Origin of the sequence: Rhodococcus sp. ABRD24, from assembly GCF_004328705.1 — a bacterium.
Taxonomy (GTDB): Bacteria; Actinomycetota; Actinomycetes; order Mycobacteriales; family Mycobacteriaceae; genus Prescottella.
This window is the reverse complement of the sequence record NZ_CP035319.1, coordinates 5,064,367-5,084,471: the sequence shown is the minus strand read 5'-3', so window position 1 is coordinate 5,084,471 and position 20,105 is coordinate 5,064,367. Positions and strand designations below refer to the sequence as shown.

At 67.0% G+C, this 20,105-nt stretch carries 18 protein-coding genes and 1 tRNA gene; 9 read left to right on the top strand and 10 right to left on the bottom strand.

The annotated features are described in order from the left end of the window. Positions 1–181 precede the first annotated feature (181 nt). The gene (locus tag ERC79_RS22815) at positions 182–1,459 is read left to right on the top strand and encodes a GNAT family N-acetyltransferase (RefSeq protein WP_131580599.1); all 1,278 of its coding nucleotides are present in this window, start codon (positions 182–184) and stop codon (positions 1,457–1,459) included. Positions 1,460–1,487: 28 nt separating this feature from the next. Here the strand turns inward: ERC79_RS22815 and mshC are convergent, their stop codons facing one another. From mshC to ERC79_RS22780, 7 genes are all read right to left on the bottom strand, one after another. Then, the gene (mshC, locus tag ERC79_RS22810; RefSeq protein WP_131580598.1) at positions 1,488–2,729 is read right to left on the bottom strand and encodes a cysteine--1-D-myo-inosityl 2-amino-2-deoxy-alpha-D-glucopyranoside ligase; all 1,242 of its coding nucleotides are present in this window, start codon (positions 2,727–2,729) and stop codon (positions 1,488–1,490) included. Positions 2,730–2,739: 10 nt separating this feature from the next. Continuing rightward, on the bottom strand, positions 2,740–4,839 hold the full coding sequence (locus ERC79_RS22805; RefSeq protein WP_242676927.1) for an MMPL family transporter: 2,100 nt from the start codon (positions 4,837–4,839) through the stop codon (positions 2,740–2,742). A gap of 320 nt (positions 4,840–5,159) precedes the next feature. After that, entirely contained in the window at positions 5,160–5,882 is a 723-nt protein-coding gene (locus ERC79_RS22800; RefSeq protein WP_242676693.1) for a hypothetical protein, read from the bottom strand. A 336-nt stretch (positions 5,883–6,218) separates the two neighbouring features. Beyond that, the gene (locus ERC79_RS22795) at positions 6,219–7,043 is read right to left on the bottom strand and encodes an SCO1664 family protein (RefSeq protein ID WP_131580596.1); all 825 of its coding nucleotides are present in this window, start codon (positions 7,041–7,043) and stop codon (positions 6,219–6,221) included. Positions 7,044–7,048: 5 nt separating this feature from the next. Continuing rightward, a complete protein-coding gene (locus ERC79_RS22790) occupies positions 7,049–7,642 on the bottom strand; it encodes a DUF3090 domain-containing protein (protein ID WP_131580595.1) in 594 nt (197 codons plus the stop codon). 68 nt (positions 7,643–7,710) lie between these two features. Further along, positions 7,711–8,415, bottom strand: coding sequence for a histidine phosphatase family protein (locus tag ERC79_RS22785; protein ID WP_131580594.1), 705 nt, complete (start codon positions 8,413–8,415; stop codon positions 7,711–7,713). Between the two features lie 35 nt (positions 8,416–8,450). Further along, complete coding sequence (locus tag ERC79_RS22780; RefSeq protein ID WP_207390555.1) at positions 8,451–9,296, bottom strand: undecaprenyl-diphosphate phosphatase; 846 nt, start codon at positions 9,294–9,296, stop codon at positions 8,451–8,453. Between the two features lie 184 nt (positions 9,297–9,480). On the opposite strand from ERC79_RS22780, the gene ERC79_RS22775 reads away from it, so the two are divergent. The 7 genes from ERC79_RS22775 to ERC79_RS22745 all read left to right on the top strand — a co-directional run bounded on the left by ERC79_RS22775 (position 9,481) and on the right by ERC79_RS22745 (position 16,369). After that, complete coding sequence (locus tag ERC79_RS22775; RefSeq protein WP_131580592.1) at positions 9,481–10,416, top strand: aldo/keto reductase; 936 nt, start codon at positions 9,481–9,483, stop codon at positions 10,414–10,416. A gap of 100 nt (positions 10,417–10,516) precedes the next feature. Then, on the top strand, positions 10,517–11,200 hold the full coding sequence (locus ERC79_RS22770) for a biliverdin-producing heme oxygenase (RefSeq protein WP_131580591.1): 684 nt from the start codon (positions 10,517–10,519) through the stop codon (positions 11,198–11,200). Further along, positions 11,197–12,216, top strand: a complete 1,020-nt coding sequence (locus tag ERC79_RS22765; protein WP_131580590.1) for an ABC transporter substrate-binding protein — start codon at positions 11,197–11,199, stop codon at positions 12,214–12,216. Before ERC79_RS22770 ends, ERC79_RS22765 begins: the two co-directional genes overlap by 4 nt. Further along, positions 12,213–13,271 carry an iron ABC transporter permease gene (locus ERC79_RS22760; protein WP_131580589.1) on the top strand — a complete coding sequence of 353 codons (1,059 nt, stop codon included), beginning with the start codon at positions 12,213–12,215 and terminating at the stop codon, positions 13,269–13,271. Before ERC79_RS22765 ends, ERC79_RS22760 begins: the two co-directional genes overlap by 4 nt. Then, complete coding sequence (locus ERC79_RS22755; protein WP_131580588.1) at positions 13,271–14,140, top strand: heme ABC transporter ATP-binding protein; 870 nt, start codon at positions 13,271–13,273, stop codon at positions 14,138–14,140. The genes ERC79_RS22760 and ERC79_RS22755 overlap by 1 nt, the downstream gene beginning before the upstream one ends. A 110-nt stretch (positions 14,141–14,250) precedes the next feature. Further along, on the top strand, positions 14,251–15,258 hold the full coding sequence (locus tag ERC79_RS22750; protein WP_131580587.1) for a hypothetical protein: 1,008 nt from the start codon (positions 14,251–14,253) through the stop codon (positions 15,256–15,258). 40 nt (positions 15,259–15,298) lie between these two features. Then, positions 15,299–16,369, top strand: a complete 1,071-nt coding sequence (locus ERC79_RS22745; protein ID WP_131580586.1) for a quinone-dependent dihydroorotate dehydrogenase — start codon at positions 15,299–15,301, stop codon at positions 16,367–16,369. Positions 16,370–16,436: 67 nt separating this feature from the next. Here the strand turns inward: ERC79_RS22745 and ERC79_RS22740 are convergent, their stop codons facing one another. Further along, the gene (locus ERC79_RS22740; RefSeq protein ID WP_131580585.1) at positions 16,437–16,970 is read right to left on the bottom strand and encodes a YbhB/YbcL family Raf kinase inhibitor-like protein; all 534 of its coding nucleotides are present in this window, start codon (positions 16,968–16,970) and stop codon (positions 16,437–16,439) included. A 25-nt stretch (positions 16,971–16,995) separates the two neighbouring features. Continuing rightward, positions 16,996–18,360 (bottom strand): M20/M25/M40 family metallo-hydrolase, encoded by a 1,365-nt coding sequence (locus ERC79_RS22735; protein ID WP_131580584.1) that lies wholly within the window; start codon positions 18,358–18,360, stop codon positions 16,996–16,998. 174 nt (positions 18,361–18,534) lie between these two features. Here ERC79_RS22735 and ERC79_RS22730 point away from each other — a divergent pair. After that, positions 18,535–18,620: transfer RNA gene (locus tag ERC79_RS22730), tRNA-Leu, on the top strand. Positions 18,621–18,695: 75 nt separating this feature from the next. On the opposite strand, the gene ERC79_RS22725 is transcribed toward ERC79_RS22730, so the two are convergent. Continuing rightward, entirely contained in the window at positions 18,696–19,934 is a 1,239-nt protein-coding gene (locus ERC79_RS22725) for a S8 family serine peptidase (protein ID WP_131580583.1), read from the bottom strand. Between the last annotated feature and the right edge of the window lie 171 nt (positions 19,935–20,105).

The following is a 20,105-nucleotide window of genomic DNA, read 5'->3' as shown; positions in this document are numbered from 1 at the left end:
ATATGCGCTTGCGCCGTGTTCATATGCGCTTGCGTCGTGTTCCGGTGCGCTTGCGCCATGCCACAGTGCGCCTATCCACAACTTACCGGCCCGGTGATATCTGCCACAGCACTTTCGGCACCGATCTCTCGCGGGTGTCTACTGGGATCGACCGCTTCCGACCGAGTCGAGGTGACCGCACATGACGGTATGGCGTTTGCGAGACTTCCACAGCGACGATCTGGATCAGGCGATCCAGATCTGGGACCAGAGTCGGGCGCCGGGGTCTCCGGAACCGGTGTTCACCCTCGCCGAGGTGATGGCCGCTGCGCGTGCGGGCCAGCCTGCAGTGGTCGCCGCGGTCGGCGACGAACTGGTCGGAATGGCGGTAGCACAGGTACATGGCGAGCGCGCCTGGATCCTGTTGGTCGCCCTCGGCGCTCGCTGGCGGAACCGGGGTATCGGCAGCGCAATGCTCGGCAACCTGGAACGGCGTCTTCGATCCGCCGGCGCGCGCCGCATCTCCGCGATGCTCCCCGAGGCCGCGACCGGGTCCGCGGCGTTCGAGCACTCCGGCTACCTACGCCGCGACGGTCTCGTCTACTACGAACTACTCGAACCCGTCGGCCCCGACAAGACGCTCCTCAATGAGCTCGGCGGACGCGTCATGCCCGCCGGGCTGTGGCAGACGATGTCGGGAATGGAGGGTGTGAAGGACGTCATCGAACGTCGTATCGTCTCGCCGCTCGAGAACCCGGATTTGGCCGATCGATACGGGGTGCAGCCACCGAAGGCGGTCATCTTGTTCGGTCCACCCGGCACCGGCAAGACCAGTTTCGCCAAGGCGGTCGCGTCGCGCCTCGAATGGCCGTTCGTGGAGTTGTTCCCGTCCCGGCTCGCCGCGGCCACGAGCGGTGGCCTCGCGGCCTCACTCCGCGATGTGTTTGCGGAGCTGACGCAACTCGAGGAGGTGGTGCTCTTCATCGACGAGGTCGAGGAGATCGCCAGCGCCCGGACCGGACTCGCCACCAACCCGGCCCACGGGGTGACCAACGAGCTGCTCAAGTTGATTCCTGCCTTCCGGGAGTCCGACCGCAGACTCCTCGTGTGCGCTACCAACTCCGTGCACTCGCTCGATTCGGCCTTCCTGCGCCCCGGCCGCTTCGACTACATCATTCCCGTCGGCCCGCCTGACGCCCCCGCCCGACGCGCGGTGTGGCAGCGGTATCTCGGAACCGCTACCGCCCACGTCGATCTCGATCGTCTGGTCGAGGCCAGCGAGCTGTTCACCCCCGCCGACATCGAATTCGCGTCCCGGAAGGGCTCGCAGGCGGCGTTCGAACGCGAGGTGTCCGAACGCGAGGGCCGACCCGCGAACACCGAGGACTATCTGGCCGCAATCGCCGACACCCGGCCGACGCTGACCGCCGAGATCCTCTCCGAGTTCGAGCAGGATCTCGGGCGGTTCACGCGTCTGTGACCGGCACCCGGCCGCACAGCGACATCACTCAGCGCAGCGGGACGCCGAGCAGAGCATCGATGGCCGTCGCGAGCGCGGCCGGAGCCGATGTGTCGGGGCCGCGATGCTCGAGCGCGCGCCGCGACCAGCCGTCGATCGCGTCGAATGCCTTCGGTGTATCAAGATCGTCGGCCAGGTGCTGCCGCAGTCGGGCAACGGTATCCTCCACGGACGGGGCGGATTCGAGCGCAGCGGCCTTGCGCCACAACGTGAGCCGGGCCTCTGCTTCCGAAAGGACCTGATCCGTCCACGCGCGGTCGGTGCGGTAGTGCCCGGACAGCAATCCCAGCCGGATTGCGGCGGGGTCCACTCCCTCGGCACGCAACTTCGACACGAACACCAGATTGCCGCGACTCTTGGACATCTTCTCGCCGTCCAGACCGATCATTCCGGTGTGTACGTAGTGCCGTGCGAAACGCTGCTCGCCGGTGGCAGCCTCGGCGTGCGCTGCCGAGTATTCGTGGTGCGGGAAGATCAGGTCACTGCCGCCGCCCTGGATGTCGGCTTCTGACCCGATGCGGTTCAACGCAATTGCCGCACACTCGATGTGCCAGCCGGGCCGGCCCGGTCCGAACGGCGACGGCCACGACGGCTCACCGGGCCGCTGCGCACGCCACACCAGCGCGTCGAGCGGATCCTGCTTGCCCGGGCGGTCCGGGTCGCCGCCACGTTCGGCGAAGAAGTGATCCATCGTGGCACGGTCGTAGCCGGACTCGTAACCGAACTGCTTTGTGGCATCCGCCCGGAAATAGACGTCCGGGTACTCGGCGTCGTCTACGACGTACGCCGCACCCGAGGCGACGAACTTCTCGACGAGTTCGACGACTTCGTCTACGGACTCGACCGCACCGATGTAGTCGCGCGGAGGCAGGACCCGCAGCGCCTCCATGTCCTCGCGGAACAGCGCGGTCTCGCGCATGCCCAGCACCATCCAGTCCTCGCCGTCCCGCGCGGCCCGCTCGAACAGCGGATCGTCGACATCGGTGACGTTCTGGACGTAGTGGACATCGTGTCCGGCGTCGAGCCAGATCCGGTTCACCAGGTCGAAGGTCAGATAGGTGGCGGCGTGACCGAGATGGGTCGCGTCGTACGGCGTGATGCCGCACACATACATCTTCGCCGTCGCGCCGGGAGTGACCGGTCGCACCTGCCGATCCGCGGTGTCGTAGAGACGCAGGGGCGGGCCCTGACCGGGCACGGACGGGACAGCGGTGTCGGACCAAGACTGCATGGGAACGAGCCTAATGGAGAGTCGATTCCAGCTTCACGGGCGGCGTCTTCGGAGGCTCCGGAGCAGATGCCAGCCGACTCGGCCACCAGATCCTCCGGCCGATGTCGATCGTGAGCGCGGGTACCAGCAGCGACCGCACGAGCAGCGCGTCCAACAGGACGCCGAACGCGACGATGAAGGCAATCTGCGCGAGGAACAGCAGCGGGATGACCGCAAGCGCGGAGAACGTCGCCGCGAGCACCACGCCCGCCGAGGTGATCACACCGCCGGTCACGGTGAGCGCCCGCAACGTGCCACGGCGGGTACCGAACCGGATCGACTCCTCACGCACCCGCGTCATCAGGAAGATGTTGTAGTCGATCCCGAGCGCGACCAGGAACACGAAGGCGAACAGCGGCACCACCGGGTCGGCGCCCGGGAAACCGAAGAGATGATCGAACACCAGCGACGAAACGCCGAGGGTTGCCGCGAACGAGAGCACCACCGTGGCCATCAGGATCAGCGGCGCCAGCAGGGCGCGCAGCAGGAGCGCAAGGATGGCGAACACCACCAGGATCACCACCGGGATGATCACCGTCCGGTCCCGTACGGATGTGTTCTTGGTGTCCAGATCCGTCGCGGTCGGCCCGCCGACCAGTGCGTCGGCGCCGGGCACCGCATGCACGGAGTCCCGCAACCGCTCGATCGTCTGCTCGGCGGTCAAAGAGTCTGCCGGGTCGGTGAGCGTCGCTCGGATTGCAATCCGGCCGTCGACCACACGCGGTGCCGCATCGCCCGGCGCGGTGACGGCCCGAACCTCGCTGACCCCGTCGACTCGGGATGCGGCCAGCACCTGATCAGCCGCACCGGCGTCCGCGATCACGATCGCCGGCGAACCGGTGCCCGCGTCGAAGTGCTCGCCGAGCACCTGCTGACCGGCCACGGAGTCGACGTCGAGCAGGAAAATCTCGGACTGCGCAACACCGCTCGACTTGAACTGTGGCAGCAGCAGCGCGAACGCGACAAGCACCAGGCTCGACGCAACCCAGAACCGACGCGGGTGCGCACCCACCTTCTTCGCCAGACCACCCCAGAAGCGATGGTCGGAGGTCTCGTCGCGGTCGGCGTGGGCCGGGTCGAACGCTGGACGCTTGGGCCAGAACGCCACCCGGCCGAACAGCACGAGCACCGCCGGCAGGTAAGTCATCGACGCCACGAACGACGCCGCGATGCCCAGCGCCGCCACCGGCCCCAGCCCGCGATTGGAGTTCAGGTCCGACAGCAGCAGGCACAGCACGCCCGCGATGACAGTGCCCGCGGATGCCGCGACAGGTTCGAGCGTCGCACGCCAGGCCCGCTTCATCGCGTCGAACCGGTCGGGTTCGTTGCGCAACTCCTCCCGGTACCGGGATACCAGCAGCAGCGCATAGTCGGTGGCGGCTCCGAACACCAGGATGAACAGAATGCCCTGGCTCTGCCCGTTGAGGGCGATCGCCCCGACATCGGCGAGCAGGTACACGAGCAGGCTCGCGAGACCCAGGGCGAACACCGCCGACGACAGCACGAGAAACGGCAGCAGCGGACTGCGATAGACCACGACGAGAATGAGCAGCACCACCGCGCCAGCGACCAGCAACAACAGTCCGTCGATTCCCTTGAACGCCGTGGTGAGATCGGCGACCTGGCCGGCGGGACCGGTGACCAGCACCTCGAGCCCATCCGGCGCTCCGGTGAGATCGGTCCGCAGCGTCGCGACACTGTCACCGACATCGAGCGTCGAATCGACCGGAACTATCATCTGCAGCGCACGGCCGTCCTGCGAGGGAATCGGCGGGGATACCTGCTCGCCGAAACCGTCCTGCCCCGCCACTGCGGAACCGGTTCGGGCGAGAAACTCCGAATCAGACGCAGTAGTGCCTGATTCACGCTCGGCCACGACGATCGCCGGCACATAGCGGGTGTCGGTGAAGCCGGCGTACAGCTTCCCGGCTTCAGTGGCCTCGGCCGAAGCGGGCAGGAACGAGGTGTTGTCGTTGGACTGAACCTCTCCGAGTTTGCCGGCGAACGGACCGCCGAACCCACCGATCGCCAACCACACAAGAACCAGTAGCGCCGGGAGCAGCCAGCGCAATCGACCCCGGGTGCGATTGCCCGCGGTCTTCTCTTCGGTTTCGATCCGAGGTGGCTTGCTCAAGGGTCCTCCGAAGTCGGTCAGCGGAATGCGCTCATGGTCCGGGTAGCAATTTTGTGCAGCCTGCTGCGCAAAAGCAACACGGAGACGCAACCACAGCCGCCCGTTACCCCGCGGGGCGGCGCAACGGGCGCGCTATCGCCGTTGTCCGACGGAGCAGCGGTCCCATGCTCGTCTGCTACTCCTGTGCCGGCTTCTGAGCCAGCAGGGCGCAATCGGTAGACCTCGTAGGACACCGAGTGGCCGTATGCCTGCTCCAGTCAGGGCGCGTTGGGGCACGGCGGGTACAAGAATGGCAGGTTAGGGAGCGGCACATTCAGGAACGGCACATTCGGAAGGGGCTCGTTCGTGCACGGGGCGCCCGGTCCCGGCTGATAGGGCGTAGTGAGTGCCCAGAAGCCCAGTGCACCCAAAGCGCCCAACGACCCTAGTCCCAAGGATCCCAACGCTCCCACCGATCCCACGGCCAAAGACCCCAGCCCCGACAATCCCAGTCCCGGCAGCAAGATCGCGCTACCGGGGAAGCCGCTCTGGCAGGCCGTCACAACCCTTGTCGACGACGGCGCCGACGTGACCGCGATCTGCTGGGGATCCGAACCGGTCGCGGTTGCCGTGTTGTCGATGAGGCAGGCCCCCTCGTCCGCATCCGTCACATCGTAAGTGGCGGTGCAGGTCACCGACTGGCCTGGCTGGAGCGTCCCCGCCGGGCAGGTGGCGTCGGGCACCGGACCGGAACCCGTGAATGCGATCTCGTCGACACTGATGTCGGAGATGGGAGTTCCACCGGTGTTGGTCACCACGAACGTGTAGGTGACCGTGTCTCCCGACTGCACGCCGACACTGGGAGAGGCCGACTTGACCAGTGAGAGGCTGCCTTGAGGCTGAGCGATGCCGGAGGGCCCGAACGCTAGCGTCGTCAGCGCAACCAGGCCGGTGAGCACTGCGATAACCAGCATCCGGGAAGCCGCACTGAAACTACGCACGCTGGATACTCCTTTTCGTCGCATACAGGACAAATCGGGTTGCCTGCCGCGCAGTACAAGCGTTTCGAAAGTTACTGGATGTTCGCTGTCGGTGCGTACGAATTCAGAATGATTGGTGGGTTTTCGGGGTCCGGACCCGAGTCGCACAGCAGATACGACACCGGGCACATCCCACACGATCGCGGGAACATGCTGCCGAGCTGTTGCGGATCATGCCGTTGACGGCAGCCGCCGTCCTCGACCTTCACTCGCGCACTACCTCGCCGACCGCTACTTCCGATCCGGCGCGGGCGCTGGCCTGGGATGCGCGTTGACGGTTCTCGCTCCCGGTGACAGTCAGAACGCCGGCCAGGGAATGGTCCGGGCGCCGACCGGGTGCGGCATCACGGGTGCCGACAGCAACTCCCGCGCCCGGGCCTGGACGGCGTCGATCTCACGCGCGGTGATGTGCGCGGACAACTCGTCCCGCAGTGATCCCGCGCTGTCGAGCCGGTCGGCGAGCGCCGCGATATCGGCGAGCAGATCGTCGCCGATCGACTCGCCGGCCCAGCCCCACAACACTGTGCGCAGCTTGTGCTCGGTGTGCAGGCAGATTCCGTGATCGACCCCGTACACCGAACCGTCGACACCCTCGAGTGCATGCCCGCCCTTACGGTCCGCGTTGTTGAGCAGCACGTCGAGGACGGCCACACGTCGCAGGCGCGGATCGTCGGCATGGATGAGTGCCACCTCGGAGCCCTCGGAGTCCTGGGCGCGAAGCACCTCGAGCCAACCGGTTGGCACCTCGTCCGGAGGACAGATGTCCACGAGATCCGGCTGGTCCCCCGATTCGGGACGGCGATCCCGAGTGTCGATCCACCGCTGGACCATTCCCGGCCCGAACGGGCCGTCCCGCAGAATCGTGCGGGGAATCACGCCCCAACCCAGCGCCTCGGAGATCAGGTACGACGCCAGCTCTCTCCCGGCGAGGGTTCCCTCGGGGAAGTCCCACAGCGGGCGCTCGCCGCGGATCGGCTTGTACACGCACCGCACCGAGCGGCCGTCCGTGACCGCATCACACACCAATGTCGCGTTGCTCGCCTGGACGATCCGGCCAACCAGCGTGAGCTCACCTCGATCGAGCAACTCGTGGACCCCGGGCTCCGTGGATTCGGTTGGCAAGATCGTCAGAGCTCTTCGCCGAATTCGACGGACGGATCGAATCCTGCGGTCCGCCGGTATCCGTTGGTCCGGATGCAGATGTGTCCGTTCGCAGCGAGCGGCTCGCTGCACAGCGGGCACGGCGCCCGACCTGCAGCGACGACTCGCTCCGATCGCAGCGCGAACTCTCGCGCCTGCAACGGGGTGAGGAACACCCGCACCGCGTCCGGACCCTCCTCGGCATCGTCGAGCACCACGGACTCGTCGAACTCCGTCTCACTCACTGCGAGCAGTTCGACGACGACGGACTCCGCCTCTGCGTCCCAGCCCAAGCCCATCGTGCCGACCCGGAACTCCACGTCCAGCGGAGTCACGAGAGGACTGAGATCACCCAGCTCACCAGCCTCCGGCGGAACCTCGGTCCCGAACCTCCGATTGACCTCTTCGAGCAGCAAACCCATCCGATCGGCGAGCACCTGGACCTGCTGCTTCTCGAGCAGCACGCTCACCACCCGCGCATCATGCACAGCCTGGAGATAGAACGACCGGTCGCCGGGTTCGCCGACGGTCCCCGCAATGAATCGATCAGGGGTGCGAAAAACATGTATCGCGCGTGGCATTGCACCTCCTCGAACTCTGCATACCGCTTCATTATCCGCCTACCGGTCTTCGCCTACCGGTAGGCGCCCTACCGGACCGCCGGCCGATCACCACCGACCTCACCACCGGGCACCGACTGCTGCTCGTCGCCATGCCGGGAACCCGCACCACCGATACCGGCGATGTCGGCGCCCGTGTCGTTCATCCGCAGCACGAACGGCCGGGTGTCGGTGTAGCGGACCACGCTGATCGACCCCGGCTCGGTCACTATTCGCTGGAACCCGTCGAGGTGCGAGCCGACAGCGTCCGCCAGGATCGCCTTGATCACGTCTCCGTGGCTACACGCAACCCACGCGACGTCCCGGCCGTGCTCGTCGGCGAGCCGACGGTCGTGCTCGCGGACCGCCGCCACCGAGCGCGCCTGGACCTGCGCCAATCCCTCGCCATCTGGAAACACCGCCGCGGACGCATGCTGCTGCACTACCTTCCACAGTGGCTCTTCGACCAATTCCTCCAGCGCGCGGCCGGTCCACTGCCCGTAATCGACCTCGATCAGCCGCTCGTCGACCCGTGGCGTCATCCCACGGTCGACCGCGAGCGGAGTTACCGTCTGCTCGCACCGCAGCAGCGGCGAGTGCACGATCGACTCGATCACGACCCCGGACAGCCGATCGACCAAACCTTTGGCCTGCTCTATTCCGACGCCGTCCAATGCCACTCCCGGAGACCGCCCGGCCAGTGTGCGCGAGGTATTCGCCGTCGATCGCCCGTGGCGCACCAGGATCACCGTCATATGTACAGCCTAGTGGGACCGTTCCAGGCCATCGCTCACGTCGCCGACACCACGCCGGTCGCGAGCAGCGCCAGCACGATCACGCCGAGGATCACCCGGTACCCGACGAACCAGTACATCGAGTGGTTCACCACGAACCGCAGGAGCCACGCGATCGACGCGTACCCGATCGCAAAGGCGATCACCGTCGCGACCAGCAGCTGCGGACCCGACGCGTTCAGTCCTTCGCCAGCAGGCTCGAATGCGTCCGGGAGACTGAACAATCCGGACGCGAGGACAGCCGGGATCGCGAGCAGGAACGAGTACCGCGCCGCCGCCTCGCGAGTGAGCCCGAGGAACAGTCCGGCACTGATGGTTCCTCCGGACCGGGACACTCCCGGAATCAACGCGAGGGCCTGAGCGGAGCCCATGACGATGCCGTCGCGGACGTTCAGTTCCTGGATCGGCCGCGTCTTGCGCCCGTAGTACTCTGCCGCCGCGATCACCAGTGCGAAGACGATGAGCATCGTCGCAATGAGCCACAGATTTCGTGCGCCCGTGCGAATCTGGTCCTTGAACAGGAATCCGAGAACACCCACAGGGATGGTACCGATGATGACGTACCAGCCCATGCGGTAATCCAGGTCGCTGCGATGCTCGGAATGGAACAGTCCGCGAAACCACGCCGCTAGGATCCTGCCGATATCCCGCGCGAAGTACAGGAGCACCGCCGCCTCCGTACCGAGCTGTGTGACGGCGGTAAACGACGCACCCGCGTCCGTACCGAAGAAGACCTCCGAAACGATACGCAGATGTCCAGAGGACGAGATCGGCAGAAACTCCGTGAGACCCTGGACCGCACCGAGAATGACGGCCTGGAGCCACGTCATGGCCTCCCCGATCACGCAGCACCCTCCGCGGGATTCGACGAACCGGCACCACTGTGGATGCGCTCATGGGCATCCGGATCACACGCGTGTAGTCCAAGTTTCACCGCACAGACGGTACCCGGCGTGGCTGAACACGGCGCACCGTGCGCACCACTAATGTTCTTCGTGAACATCCAGTTTCGAGACGTGGGCGGTTATGGAATACAGACCAGTGGGAACGAGCGGGCTCCGAGTGTCGAGGCTCGGCCTGGGCACCCTGCACTGGGGGCGCGACACCGACGGGGACGAGGCTGCGGCCCAGCTGTCGGCCTTCGTCGATGCGGGCGGCACCCTGGTCGACACCTCCCCCGCCTACGGCGACGGGCAAGCGCAACGGCTTCTCTCGGAACTACTGGACGACGTCGTGCCCCGCGAGTACCTGATCCTCGGCGGCAGCGCCGGCATCAACACCTCGGCCTCCGCGGGGCAGCGAGTGGACTGCTCTCGCCGCGGGCTGCTCAGCCAGCTCGACGCGACGCTGCGTGAACTCGGCACCGAGTACCTCGACATGTGGCAGGTCGCGACGTGGGATCCGTTGACTCCCGTCGACGAGGTCGCGTCGACACTCGACTATGCCGTCACCAGCGGGCGCGTTCGCTACACCGGAGCCCGCGGTTACCTCGGCTGGCAACTGGCGACCGCCGCCGGACTGCGCGGCCCAGGCCGACTGGTTGCGACGCAAGCCGAGTACTCGCTCCTGGCGCGGGGCGTCGAGGAGGAGCTACTCCCTGCCGCCGCCCATCACGGAATCGGCGTATTCGCCGCGGTTCCGCTCGCGGGCGGTGTCCTGACTGGCAAGTACCAGAATGGAATTCCCGCCGACTCGCGCGGCGCGGACGACCTGCACGCCACGGAGGTTCGCAGCTACCTGACCGAATCGTCGATACGGGTGGTGGACGCTGTCCTGACCGCTGCGGACGGTCTGGGCACCTCACCGCTCGCTGTCGCGCTCGCGTGGGCCCGCGACCGGCCGGGCGTGGCGAGTGCCGTCGTCGGCGCACGCGATCTCGCACAGCTCACGGGCGTGCTCTCCGCTGAGGAACTCGAACTGCCACCCGCGATCGCCGCCGCGCTGGACGACGTCAGCGCCTGAACCGGTCGAGCGCCCGTCGACCTGATCATCGGCCGGACAAATGTGCGAGGATAGGCTAACCTTTCACCGTTGTTCGGAAGTTTACCGATGAGGAGATCACATGGACGTGCTCGACCACGGAGCGGAATTCGGCGAACTCGCCGGTTTCGCCGAGCGCATCAAGGCCGAGACCGACGCTGCACATCGGCAGACCGAACAATCCCGGTTCGTCGGCGACCTCCTCGCCGGCAAGCTGACCGCGGAAGGCTACGCGGCGCTGCTGACACAGACGTACCTCGTCTACGAGTCCCTCGAGCGTGCAGCCGGCAACCACGCCGCCGACCCTGTCGCCGCGCCTTTCATCGCACCCGAGCTGATTCGCCTGCCGGCCCTCGCCGCAGACCTCGAGTTCCTGCTCGGACCCCAGTGGCTCGACCAGGTAACCGCGACACCCGCGACCGCGGCATACGTGGCGCGTCTCGAGGAGGTAGCGTTCACCTCGCCTGCCGCATTCGTCGCACACCACTACCTGCGCTACATGGGTGACCTGTCGGGCGGCCAGATCATCCGTCGGATGCTCGAGCGCGCCTACGGCTACGAGGTCGACGGTCTGCGCTTCTACATCTTCGATCAGATCGCCAAGCCGAAGGTGTTCAAAGACGAGTACCGCGCCAAGCTCGACCAGGCTCCGTTCTCGGCCGACGAGCAAGCTCGCTTCATCGACGAGGTCAACCTCGCCTATGGACTCAACGGCGACCTGTTCGCCGACCTCGAGGCCGATATCGATCGCTACCTCGTGAAATGAGAAACGCTCTCTCCCGGGTCCTGATCGCGACGGCCTCGACCGCCGCGATCGTCTCGGTCTCGGCCTGCGCGTCCATCACACCGACCGACACGCAGCAGCGCGGTCCGACGACCGCGGTCGTTGCGAATGCGGATCCGCGGCCGGTCGCGGACAATCCGGCGCCGCAGTTGCCGACAACCGTCCGCAGTTTCGACGGGGTCGACGTCACGGTGAACGACGTCAGCCGCATCGTGACCGCCGACCGGTACGGCACGCTGACCGAGACCGTCTTCGCGCTCGGTCTCGGCGCCAACATCGTCGGCCGCGACACCTCATCGGCTTTCCCTGCAGCGAAGGCGATTCCGAACGTGACACCGGGTGGGCAGTCGATGAGCGCCGAGGCGATCCTCAACCTCGCGCCGACGGTGGTGCTGACCGACACCAGCATCGGCCCGAAGTCGGTCCAGGACCAGCTGCGTGCCGCGGGAATCCCGGTGGTGTACTTCGACCCGACCCGCACCCTCGAGGGGGTGCCCGGGCAGATCACCGCGGTGGCCCAGGCCCTCGGCGTTCCGGCACAGGGTGCCGAGCTCGTCGCCCGCACCGAGAAGGAGATCGCCGATGCACGCGCGATGATCCCGGCCGACGCGGACAAACCGAAGATTGCCTTCCTCTACATGCGCGGCCCGGCGATCACGATGATGTCCGGGCCAGGATCCGGTGCAGACTCACTCATCGAGGCGCTCGGCGGTACCGACGCCGGCATCGCATCCGGTCTGACGCAACCATTCGTGCCGATCACCAGTGAGGCGATGATCGCGGCTTCCCCCGATGTGATGCTGATGATGAGCGGTGGTCTCGCGTCCATCGGCGGACTCGACGGTCTCGCGAAGGTACCGGGTATCGCGCAGACCCCGGCCGGGATCAACCAGCGGGTCGTCGACATGTCCGACACCATGCTGCTCAGCTTCGGTACCAACACCGGCCAGGTGCTCCAGGCCCTCGCCGGCGCGATCTATCACCCCGACGCGGAATGAGCACGGAGGTAAGGGCCCGGCCGCGCGCCCGCGCCGGCACGGTCATCGTCGGGCTCGTGGTCCTACTGGCCGTGCTCGCCCTGGCGTCCGCGTGCATCGGTCAGGTCCAAACCAGCCCTGCCGAGGTATTCGGGAGCGTGCTGCACCGGATCGGCCTGGAAATCGGACCGATGCCGGCACACCCGAGCGGTGAAGTGACGCTGTGGCAGGTCCGCTTTCCTCGGGTGCTGCTGGCGATCATTGTCGGCGCCGCGCTCGGATGCTCGGGGGCACTGCTGCAGGGAGTGTTCGCGAACCCCCTCGCCGAACCGGGCGTCATCGGCGTGTCCGCCGGTGCGGCGGTCGGTGCGTGTGCCGCGATCGTTCTCGGTGGCGCCTTCACCGCCGGACTGGCGGTTGCGGGTGCCGCGTTCGTCTCCGGCCTGATCACCACGGCACTGGTCTACCTGCTGGCCCGCTCCGAGGGGCGGACCGAGGTGGTCACCCTGGTATTGACCGGTGTCGCCATCAACGCCTTCGCCGGTGGCCTCATCGCGTTCTTCACGTTCGTCGCCAGCCCGTCGGCGCGCGACCAGATCGTGTTCTGGCAACTCGGCAGCCTCAACGGTGCCACCTGGAACGCCGTGGCGATCGTCGCGCCGATGGCCGTCGCCGGCATCGCCGCGTCGATACTCCTCGCGTCCAAGCTGGACCTGCTCGCGCTCGGCGAGAGCGCCGCCCGACATCTCGGCGTCGACGTCGAGAAGCTGCGCCTGATCGCCGTCGTCATCGTCGCCGTCCTGGTTTCCTCGGGCGTCGCATTCACCGGAATCATCTTGTTCGTCGGGCTCGTGGTGCCGCACGTGATGCGGATGTCGGTCGGCCCCGGCCATCGGCTGCTGATTCCGGCGAGCGTGCTGGGCGGCGCGATCGTGCTGCTGGCCGCCGATCTCGGGGCCCGGACCCTCGTCCCCCATGCCGACCTGCCGCTGGGCATGCTCACTTCTCTGGTAGGCGGACCGTTCTTCTTCTGGCTGCTGCGCCGCACGCGGGCCAGGCAGGGCGGGTGGGCGTGATGGGCTCGCTACTCGAACGCTCGCGAAACCTGTTCGGTCGCAACGCGACCGTTCCGCCGTCCACCGAACGCGGCGCCGTGACGATGCGCGCAGACCACGTCAGCGTCGAACGTGGCGGGCGCACGGTACTCGACCGCGTCGACTTGGCAGTCCGGGCGGGCGAAGTCCTGGCGCTGGTCGGACCCAACGGTGCCGGCAAGTCGACGCTGCTGGCCGCCCTGTCCGGCGATCAGGAGATCCGCTCCGGCAAGATCGAACTCGATGGCAAGGCCCTCGCCGAATGGTCCACGCCCGAGATGTCGCGCCGTCGCGCGGTGCTGCCGCAACAGCACACCGTCGGGTTCTCGTTCACCGCTCGGCAGGTGGTGCAGATGGGCCGGGCGCCCTGGCAGCGGACGCCCCTCGAGCACGAGGACGGGATCCGGATCGACGAGTGCATGGACGTCTGTGACGTTCGGCACCTCGCGGACCGGCCGTTCAGCGTTCTGTCCGGTGGGGAGCGGGCACGAGTCGCACTCGCTCGGGTGCTGGCACAGGACACCGAGACGGCACTGCTCGACGAGCCGACCGCCGCGCTGGACCTCGGGCACCAGGAGGCCGTGATGCGGATCGCACGCGAGCGGGCGGGCGCGGGTGCCGCCATCGTCGTCGTGCTGCATGACCTGGGGTTGGCCGCGGCCTACGCCGATCGGATCTGCGTTCTCGAGAACGGCTGCGTCGCCGCCGACGGTCCGCCGGCCGAGGTACTCACCGAGGAACTGCTGAGCCGGGTCTACGGACACCCCGTGGAGGTCTTCGAACATCCCCGCTCCGGGGCGACGCTGGTCCTGCCCCGCCGCGGCTACGACGAGCGCACCCCCGAGCACTAAGCGCAGATCCTGGCTGGAACCGACTCGGATTCTGGCCCGTCCGGCCGATCAGGGATGCTGGAGGGCGAATCACCCGAGCAGCAGCCCAGCAGCACCCGAGGAGCACAACCATGCGACTACCCGCGCCGCGCATCACCGCTTGCACGATCGGGGCCGCACTACTTCTGCTCACCGGCTGTTCATCCGAGAAGGACGGCGAGGATCTGCAGACGATCGAACCGGCGACCGCGGCCATGTCCCCGGCCGGAGCCACACCCGCCGGATCGGTACAGAACATCGGGCGTTCCATCGACGGGCTCGCGGTCGACCCCCTCACGCACACCACCGCCTTGCTGACCGACAACGGCAGCAAGCTGTTCACCCTGGACGTCACCCGGCCCGGCGGAGACGCTCCCCGGGAGATCCCTCTCGACGGTGTCGCCTCGCAGGTGACATTCGCCCCCGAGGGACGCCTCCTGCTGCCGATGAACGGGCGCGTGCAGATCGTGGATGTCAAACCCGGCGGCGGCTCGTCGTCGGTCCCCGTCGATGGGGACGCCCGCTCCGCCATCTTCCTGGACGACGGCGCGCTCGCGGTGGGCCTTTCCAGTGGCAAGGTTCAGATCCTCGACCCGAACGGCGGGGTCTCCCGGACCATCTCGGGCCTGGCCTCGGTCGACGCGCTGGCGCTGACGAACGGCGAACTCAGCGCCCTGGATCGGAAGCAGACCGCGCTCGCCGGCATCGACGTCGGCGACGGCTCGCTCGGGCTGGCGCTGCGCGCCGGCGAGGGCGCGACTCAACTCGCGACAGACAAGTTCGGACGGATCCTCGTCACCGACACCACCGGCGGCGAGCTGCTCGTCTTCACCACCGATCCGCTGCTCATGCGCCAGCGCTACCCCGTCGCAGACGCTCCGTACGCGGTCACCTATGACGAGCAGGCCGAGCTGGCGTGGGTCACGCTGACCGCCGCCAATCGAGTGATCGGCTACGACCTCTCCACCGGCATCCCGGTCGAGAAGGTGCGGTACGACACGGTTCGTCAGCCCAACTCCGTCGCCGTCGACGGCGGAACCCTACTCGTCGGCTCCGCGACCGGTGACGGGCTGCAGCGGATCCCGGTCGACGTGAAGTAACCACCCACCACATTCCGCCGCCTGGTATCGAGGGAGATTCGTGTACTACCTGCTCATGCGTCTGATGTTCCGGGTTCCGCCGGAACGCATTCACCACCTCGCATTCGCCGCGATGCGGCTCGTGACGCGTTTCGCACCGATCCGCGCGCTCGTCGCCAAGGTCCTCGTCGTCGACGATCCGGTGCTGCGCACCAAGGCTTTCGGTGTGGACTTCCCGGCACCGGTCGGGCTGGCCGCCGGGTTCGACAAGGACGCGACCGGCGTCGACACGTGGGGGCCGCTGGGCTTCGGCTTCGCTGAGGTCGGCACCGTCACCGCGCAGCCGCAGCCCGGCAATCCCGAGCCGCGGCTCTTCCGTCTGCCGGATGATCGCGCGCTGATCAACCGGATGGGGTTCAACAACCACGGTGCCGGCAACGCCGCCAACTACCTGCGGCACCGCCGCGGCGACATCCCGATCGGCGCGAACATCGGCAAGACCAAGATCGTCCCCGCGGAGGAGGCGGCCGGCGATTACACCGCCAGCGCCCGTCTACTGGGGCCGCTCGCCGACTTCCTGGTCGTCAACGTCAGCTCGCCCAACACGCCGGGTCTGCGGGATCTGCAGGCTGTCGAATCGCTGCGCCCGCTACTGCAGGCAGTGCTCGACACCGTACACATTCCGGTGCTCGTGAAGATTGCCCCCGATCTCTCGGACGAGGACGTCGACGCGGTCGCCGATCTGGCGGTGGAACTGGGTCTGGCGGGCATCGTCGCCACCAACACCACGATTTCCCGCTCCGGCCTGCAGACCCCGCAGTCGCGGATCGATGAGATCGGCGCTGGCGGCCTGTCCGGCGCCCCGGTCGCGGCCCGCTCGCTCGAGGTGCTGCGCCGGTTGCACGGCCGCGTCGGCGACAAGCTGGTGCTGATCTCGGTGGGCGGCATCGAGACCGTCGACCAGGCCTGGGAGCGGATCCTCGCCGGGGCGACTCTCGTCCAGGGCTACACCGGGTTCATCTACGGTGGCCCGTTCTACGCCAAGAAGCTCCACAAGGGACTGGCACACAAGGTCCGCGAGGCCGGCTACCGATCCGTCGCGGACGCCGTTGGTGCAGGCGCCCCCACATAACCGACTGCTCACCAGTGGCCATCCATCCCTGCTCAGGGGTGGGTGGCCACTGGTGTTCGCGCCGGAACTACTTCTCTTCGTACGTTCCGGTGATGACCGCTCGCGCGATCGAATGGAAGAACAGGTTGAAGCCGAGGAACGCGGGCTTGGAGTCCGCGGTGACGTCGTCGAGCCGCTCGACGTCCACCGCGTGCACCGCGATCATGTAGCGGTGCGGGCCGTGTCCCTGCGGCGGTGCCGCGCCGAGGAACCGGGCGAGGCCGCCGTCGTTCTGCAGCGTCACCGCGCCCTCGGGCAGACCGGAACCGGTCTCATCCCCCGCGTCCGCTCGCAGCGACGTCGTGGTGACCGGAATGTTCGCCACGGCCCAATGCCAGAAGCCCGACGCGGTGGGAGCGTCGGGGTCGAACATCGTCACGGCGAAGCTCTTGGTCTCGGGCGGGAACCCGGACCACGACAGCTGCGGCGAGATGTCGCGTCCACCGGCCCCGAAGATGCCGCTGACCTGATCCTTCTTCAGCGGGGAACCGTCGGTGACGTCCTCGGAGGTCAACGTGAAGGACGGCAGTTCGGGCAGTCCGTCATACGGATCGTGTGCCATGTGAATCCTCTCCCAGATCTCGGGTTCAGCTGTGTAGCAGGAAGTGTTCCATCACTCGGGTACCGAAGTGCAATGCATCCACGGGCACCCGCTCGTCGACGCCGTGGAACAGCGCTGCGAAGTCCAGATCCGGCGGCAACCGCAGGGGCGCAAAACCGAAGCAGCGAATTCCCAGACGTGCGAACGCTTTTGCGTCGGTACCCGCCGACAACATGTACGGCACCGTGCGGCCGTCGGGATCGTGCGCCAGCACGGCGTCGTTCATCGCGTCCACCAGGTGACCGTCGAACGTCGTCTCGTAGGAGTCGAGCTTGGTGATCCACTCGCGGGTGACGTTGGGGCCGATCAGCTCGTCCACCTCGCGTTCGAACGCGGCCTGACGTCCCGGCAGCACCCGGCAATCGAAGACTGCCTCCGCGGTCTGCGGGATCACGTTCGCCTTGTATCCCGCCTTCAACATCGTCGGGTTGGCGGTGTCGCGCAGGGTCGCCCCAATGATCCGCGCGATGGACCCTAGCTTGACGAGCGCGCCGTCGATGTCCGGCGAGTCCGGGTCGAACGTAACGCCGGTCTCCTCGGCGAGAACGGTGAGGAACTCGGCCACCGAGTCCGACATCACCAGCGGGAAGGTGTGATTACCGAGCCTGGACACCGCGTCCGCAAGGATCGTCACTGCGTTGTCGTCGTGCAGAAACGACCCGTGGCCCGCGGTGGCCTTCGCGGTCAGCCGCATCCAGCCGAGCCCCTTCTCGGCCGTCTCCACGAGGTACAGGCGCTTTTCCGTGCCGTCCGCGCGCGGGACGGTGAGGGAGAAGCCGCCGACCTCACCGACCGCCTCGGTGACACCCTCGAACAGATCTGGGCGGTGATCGACCAGCCACTGGCAGCCATACTTGCCGCCGGCCTCCTCGTCGGCGACGAACGCGAACAGGATGTCACGCGGCGGGACGGTGCCCTCGGCCTTGAACTGGCGAGCCAGCGCCAGCATCATGCCGCACATGTCCTTCATGTCGACCGCGCCACGTCCCCACACGTAGCCGTCCTCCACAGCCCCCGAGAAAGGGTGCACGCTCCAATCGGCGGGTTCGGCGGGGACGACATCCAGATGACCATGCATCAGGAGCGTCCCCCTCGAGGTGTCGGCCCCGCGCAGACGGGCGAACACATTGCCGCGTCCGGGCGCACCCGACTCGACGTACTCGGTCTCGTAGCCGACCTCCTCGAGCCGCGCCTGCACCCAGAGGGCGCAGTCCCGCTCCCCCTTGGTGGTCTCGAGCTCACCGGTGTTGGACGTGTCGAATCGGATCAGCGCACTGACGAGGTCGACGACCTCGGATACGGCGCGACGGACGGGAGAATGCGGGGACGCTGCTTCTTCATGTGATGCCACCTCACTTTCCTACCACCGTCAGACGCCGCGCACCTGGTCTCGCAGATACACCCATATCGCGCGAAACTGACCTTTGACCAGGCGATTTTGGACCTAGCGAAACATCGGATAATCTTTCCAGGCACCCGGAGAACGGGGCAAAGAGAAAAACAACTGAACAGCCTGCAACAACGAGTCCGAGTGGCGGAATGGCAGACGCGCTAGCTTGAGGTGCTAGTGTCCTATTAACGGACGTGGGGGTTCAAGTCCCCCCTCGGACACTCTGAGTTGAGACAGACGAAAATTTCCCCGATTCCTTACGGAAGCGGGGAACTTTTCGTTGAACGGAACTCCACCTAGTGCCGTACTGCCCCGGCCCGTGGGCGCGCTCGATTCGATCGATCCGCGGTCGCCAATTCCCGCACCGCGAGATCCTTCGCGCACACCAGCAGCGATCCGATCGCACTCACCCGAGGGAACGTCGACTCCGTGTGATTGACATTGTCACGATCGTCGGCACCGTCGTAGACCACCGTAGATCCGCGCAGGAGCCACCGCTTGACCTCGGCGACGCTCGGTAACCTACCGATCGTTCGCAGGTAGAACGACTGCAGCAGCAGGACTACACCGGTGACGACCGGAGTCGCCTGACTGGCACCGTATTGGATGGACTCCCCCGTGTCGTTGAGAATGCCCGGCGCAGTGATCGGCGCTCCGGGGGCGAATGTGTCGGTCGCACACGGCCCGCCCACGGTGCGGTGCAGCCGCTGAGTGAACGGGGTGAGCCGATCTGCGTCCGACGCGAACGCCTTGGCGCCGTCGCGGTAACGGAAGCTGCCCTCGTCGGCGTCGTACACGGCACCGACGCTGATCGTCTGCCGAAAGATCGCGGGATAACACATTCCCTGCATACCGCCGTGCGCGTAGTAGTCGTTGCCCGCGGCCACACAGCAGCAGACGCCCTCGTCCGTCAACTCCTGGAGAAGCGCACCGATCGCATCACCAGGCATGTCCGTGTCGGTCGTACGATTGTCGGAGGCACCCGTCGCCAGGCACAGCGCAGAGATCCCCAGTGTGCTGCGATGGTCGAGAACCCAGTCCAGTGCATCGCGGATATCGGCGAACCTCCCGGTACCGTCGTTGCGCAGCACCTTCACCGGGACCACCCTCGCATTCGGAGCGATACCGGTGTGAATCCTTCCCGCACAGGCGATTCCGGCGACAGAAGTGCCGTGACCGCAACCGTCTGCGACCTCGCGCGAGTCCCCGCCGTAGTCCGAGGTGAAGTTGCGCCCCGGCACCACCCGTCCCGCGAAATCGACGTGCGTGGTGCGCAGCCCCGTATCGAGTATCGCGACCGTCGCGCCGGACCCCGACACGTTGAAATCCCGGCGCGCCTCCGGCGCCCGGACCAGTAGGTCCACCTCGGTGAGTTCGGGGAGAAACGGTCCATCCTTCTGCAACGGCGGCTCCACCGGCACCACCGATTCGGCGTGCAGGATCTCCAATGCGCCGACCCCCGCCGCCGTGTCGGCGGTCGTGCTCTGTCGCGATCGATCCGGCCCTTCACCAGTCCGACGATTCGACTCGTTCATTGTCCAACCCTCCTCGAGTGTCATATCTCGAGCGGGGACGTTCTGGGGGTAGTCCCCGTTATGCCTCACATGCTCCTCTCACCACGTCGCCCTGTCACCAGCGCAGCGGCAGCGGCGTCGGATCCAGTGGACTCGGTAGACTCTGGCGGCGACCGCCTGCGCAATTCCAGG

Bases quoted from the DNA above. Each gene is read 5' to 3' on its own strand.
- ERC79_RS22775 (WP_131580592.1), top strand. From the start codon at position 9,481: ATGGAATACAGACCAGTGGGAACGAGCGGGCTCCGAGTGTCGAGGCTC.
- ERC79_RS22725 (WP_131580583.1), bottom strand. From the start codon at position 19,934: ATGAACGAGTCGAATCGTCGGACTGGTGAAGGGCCGGATCGATCGCGA.
- ERC79_RS22750 (WP_131580587.1), top strand. From the start codon at position 14,251: ATGCGACTACCCGCGCCGCGCATCACCGCTTGCACGATCGGGGCCGCA.
- ERC79_RS22765 (WP_131580590.1), top strand. From the start codon at position 11,197: ATGAGAAACGCTCTCTCCCGGGTCCTGATCGCGACGGCCTCGACCGCC.
- ERC79_RS22740 (WP_131580585.1), bottom strand. From the start codon at position 16,970: ATGGCACACGATCCGTATGACGGACTGCCCGAACTGCCGTCCTTCACG.
- ERC79_RS22815 (WP_131580599.1), top strand. From the start codon at position 182: ATGACGGTATGGCGTTTGCGAGACTTCCACAGCGACGATCTGGATCAG.
- ERC79_RS22785 (WP_131580594.1), bottom strand. From the start codon at position 8,415: ATGACGGTGATCCTGGTGCGCCACGGGCGATCGACGGCGAATACCTCG.
- ERC79_RS22790 (WP_131580595.1), bottom strand. From the start codon at position 7,642: ATGCCACGCGCGATACATGTTTTTCGCACCCCTGATCGATTCATTGCG.
- mshC (WP_131580598.1), bottom strand. From the start codon at position 2,729: ATGCAGTCTTGGTCCGACACCGCTGTCCCGTCCGTGCCCGGTCAGGGC.
- ERC79_RS22755 (WP_131580588.1), top strand. From the start codon at position 13,271: ATGGGCTCGCTACTCGAACGCTCGCGAAACCTGTTCGGTCGCAACGCG.
- ERC79_RS22760 (WP_131580589.1), top strand. From the start codon at position 12,213: ATGAGCACGGAGGTAAGGGCCCGGCCGCGCGCCCGCGCCGGCACGGTC.
- ERC79_RS22770 (WP_131580591.1), top strand. From the start codon at position 10,517: ATGGACGTGCTCGACCACGGAGCGGAATTCGGCGAACTCGCCGGTTTC.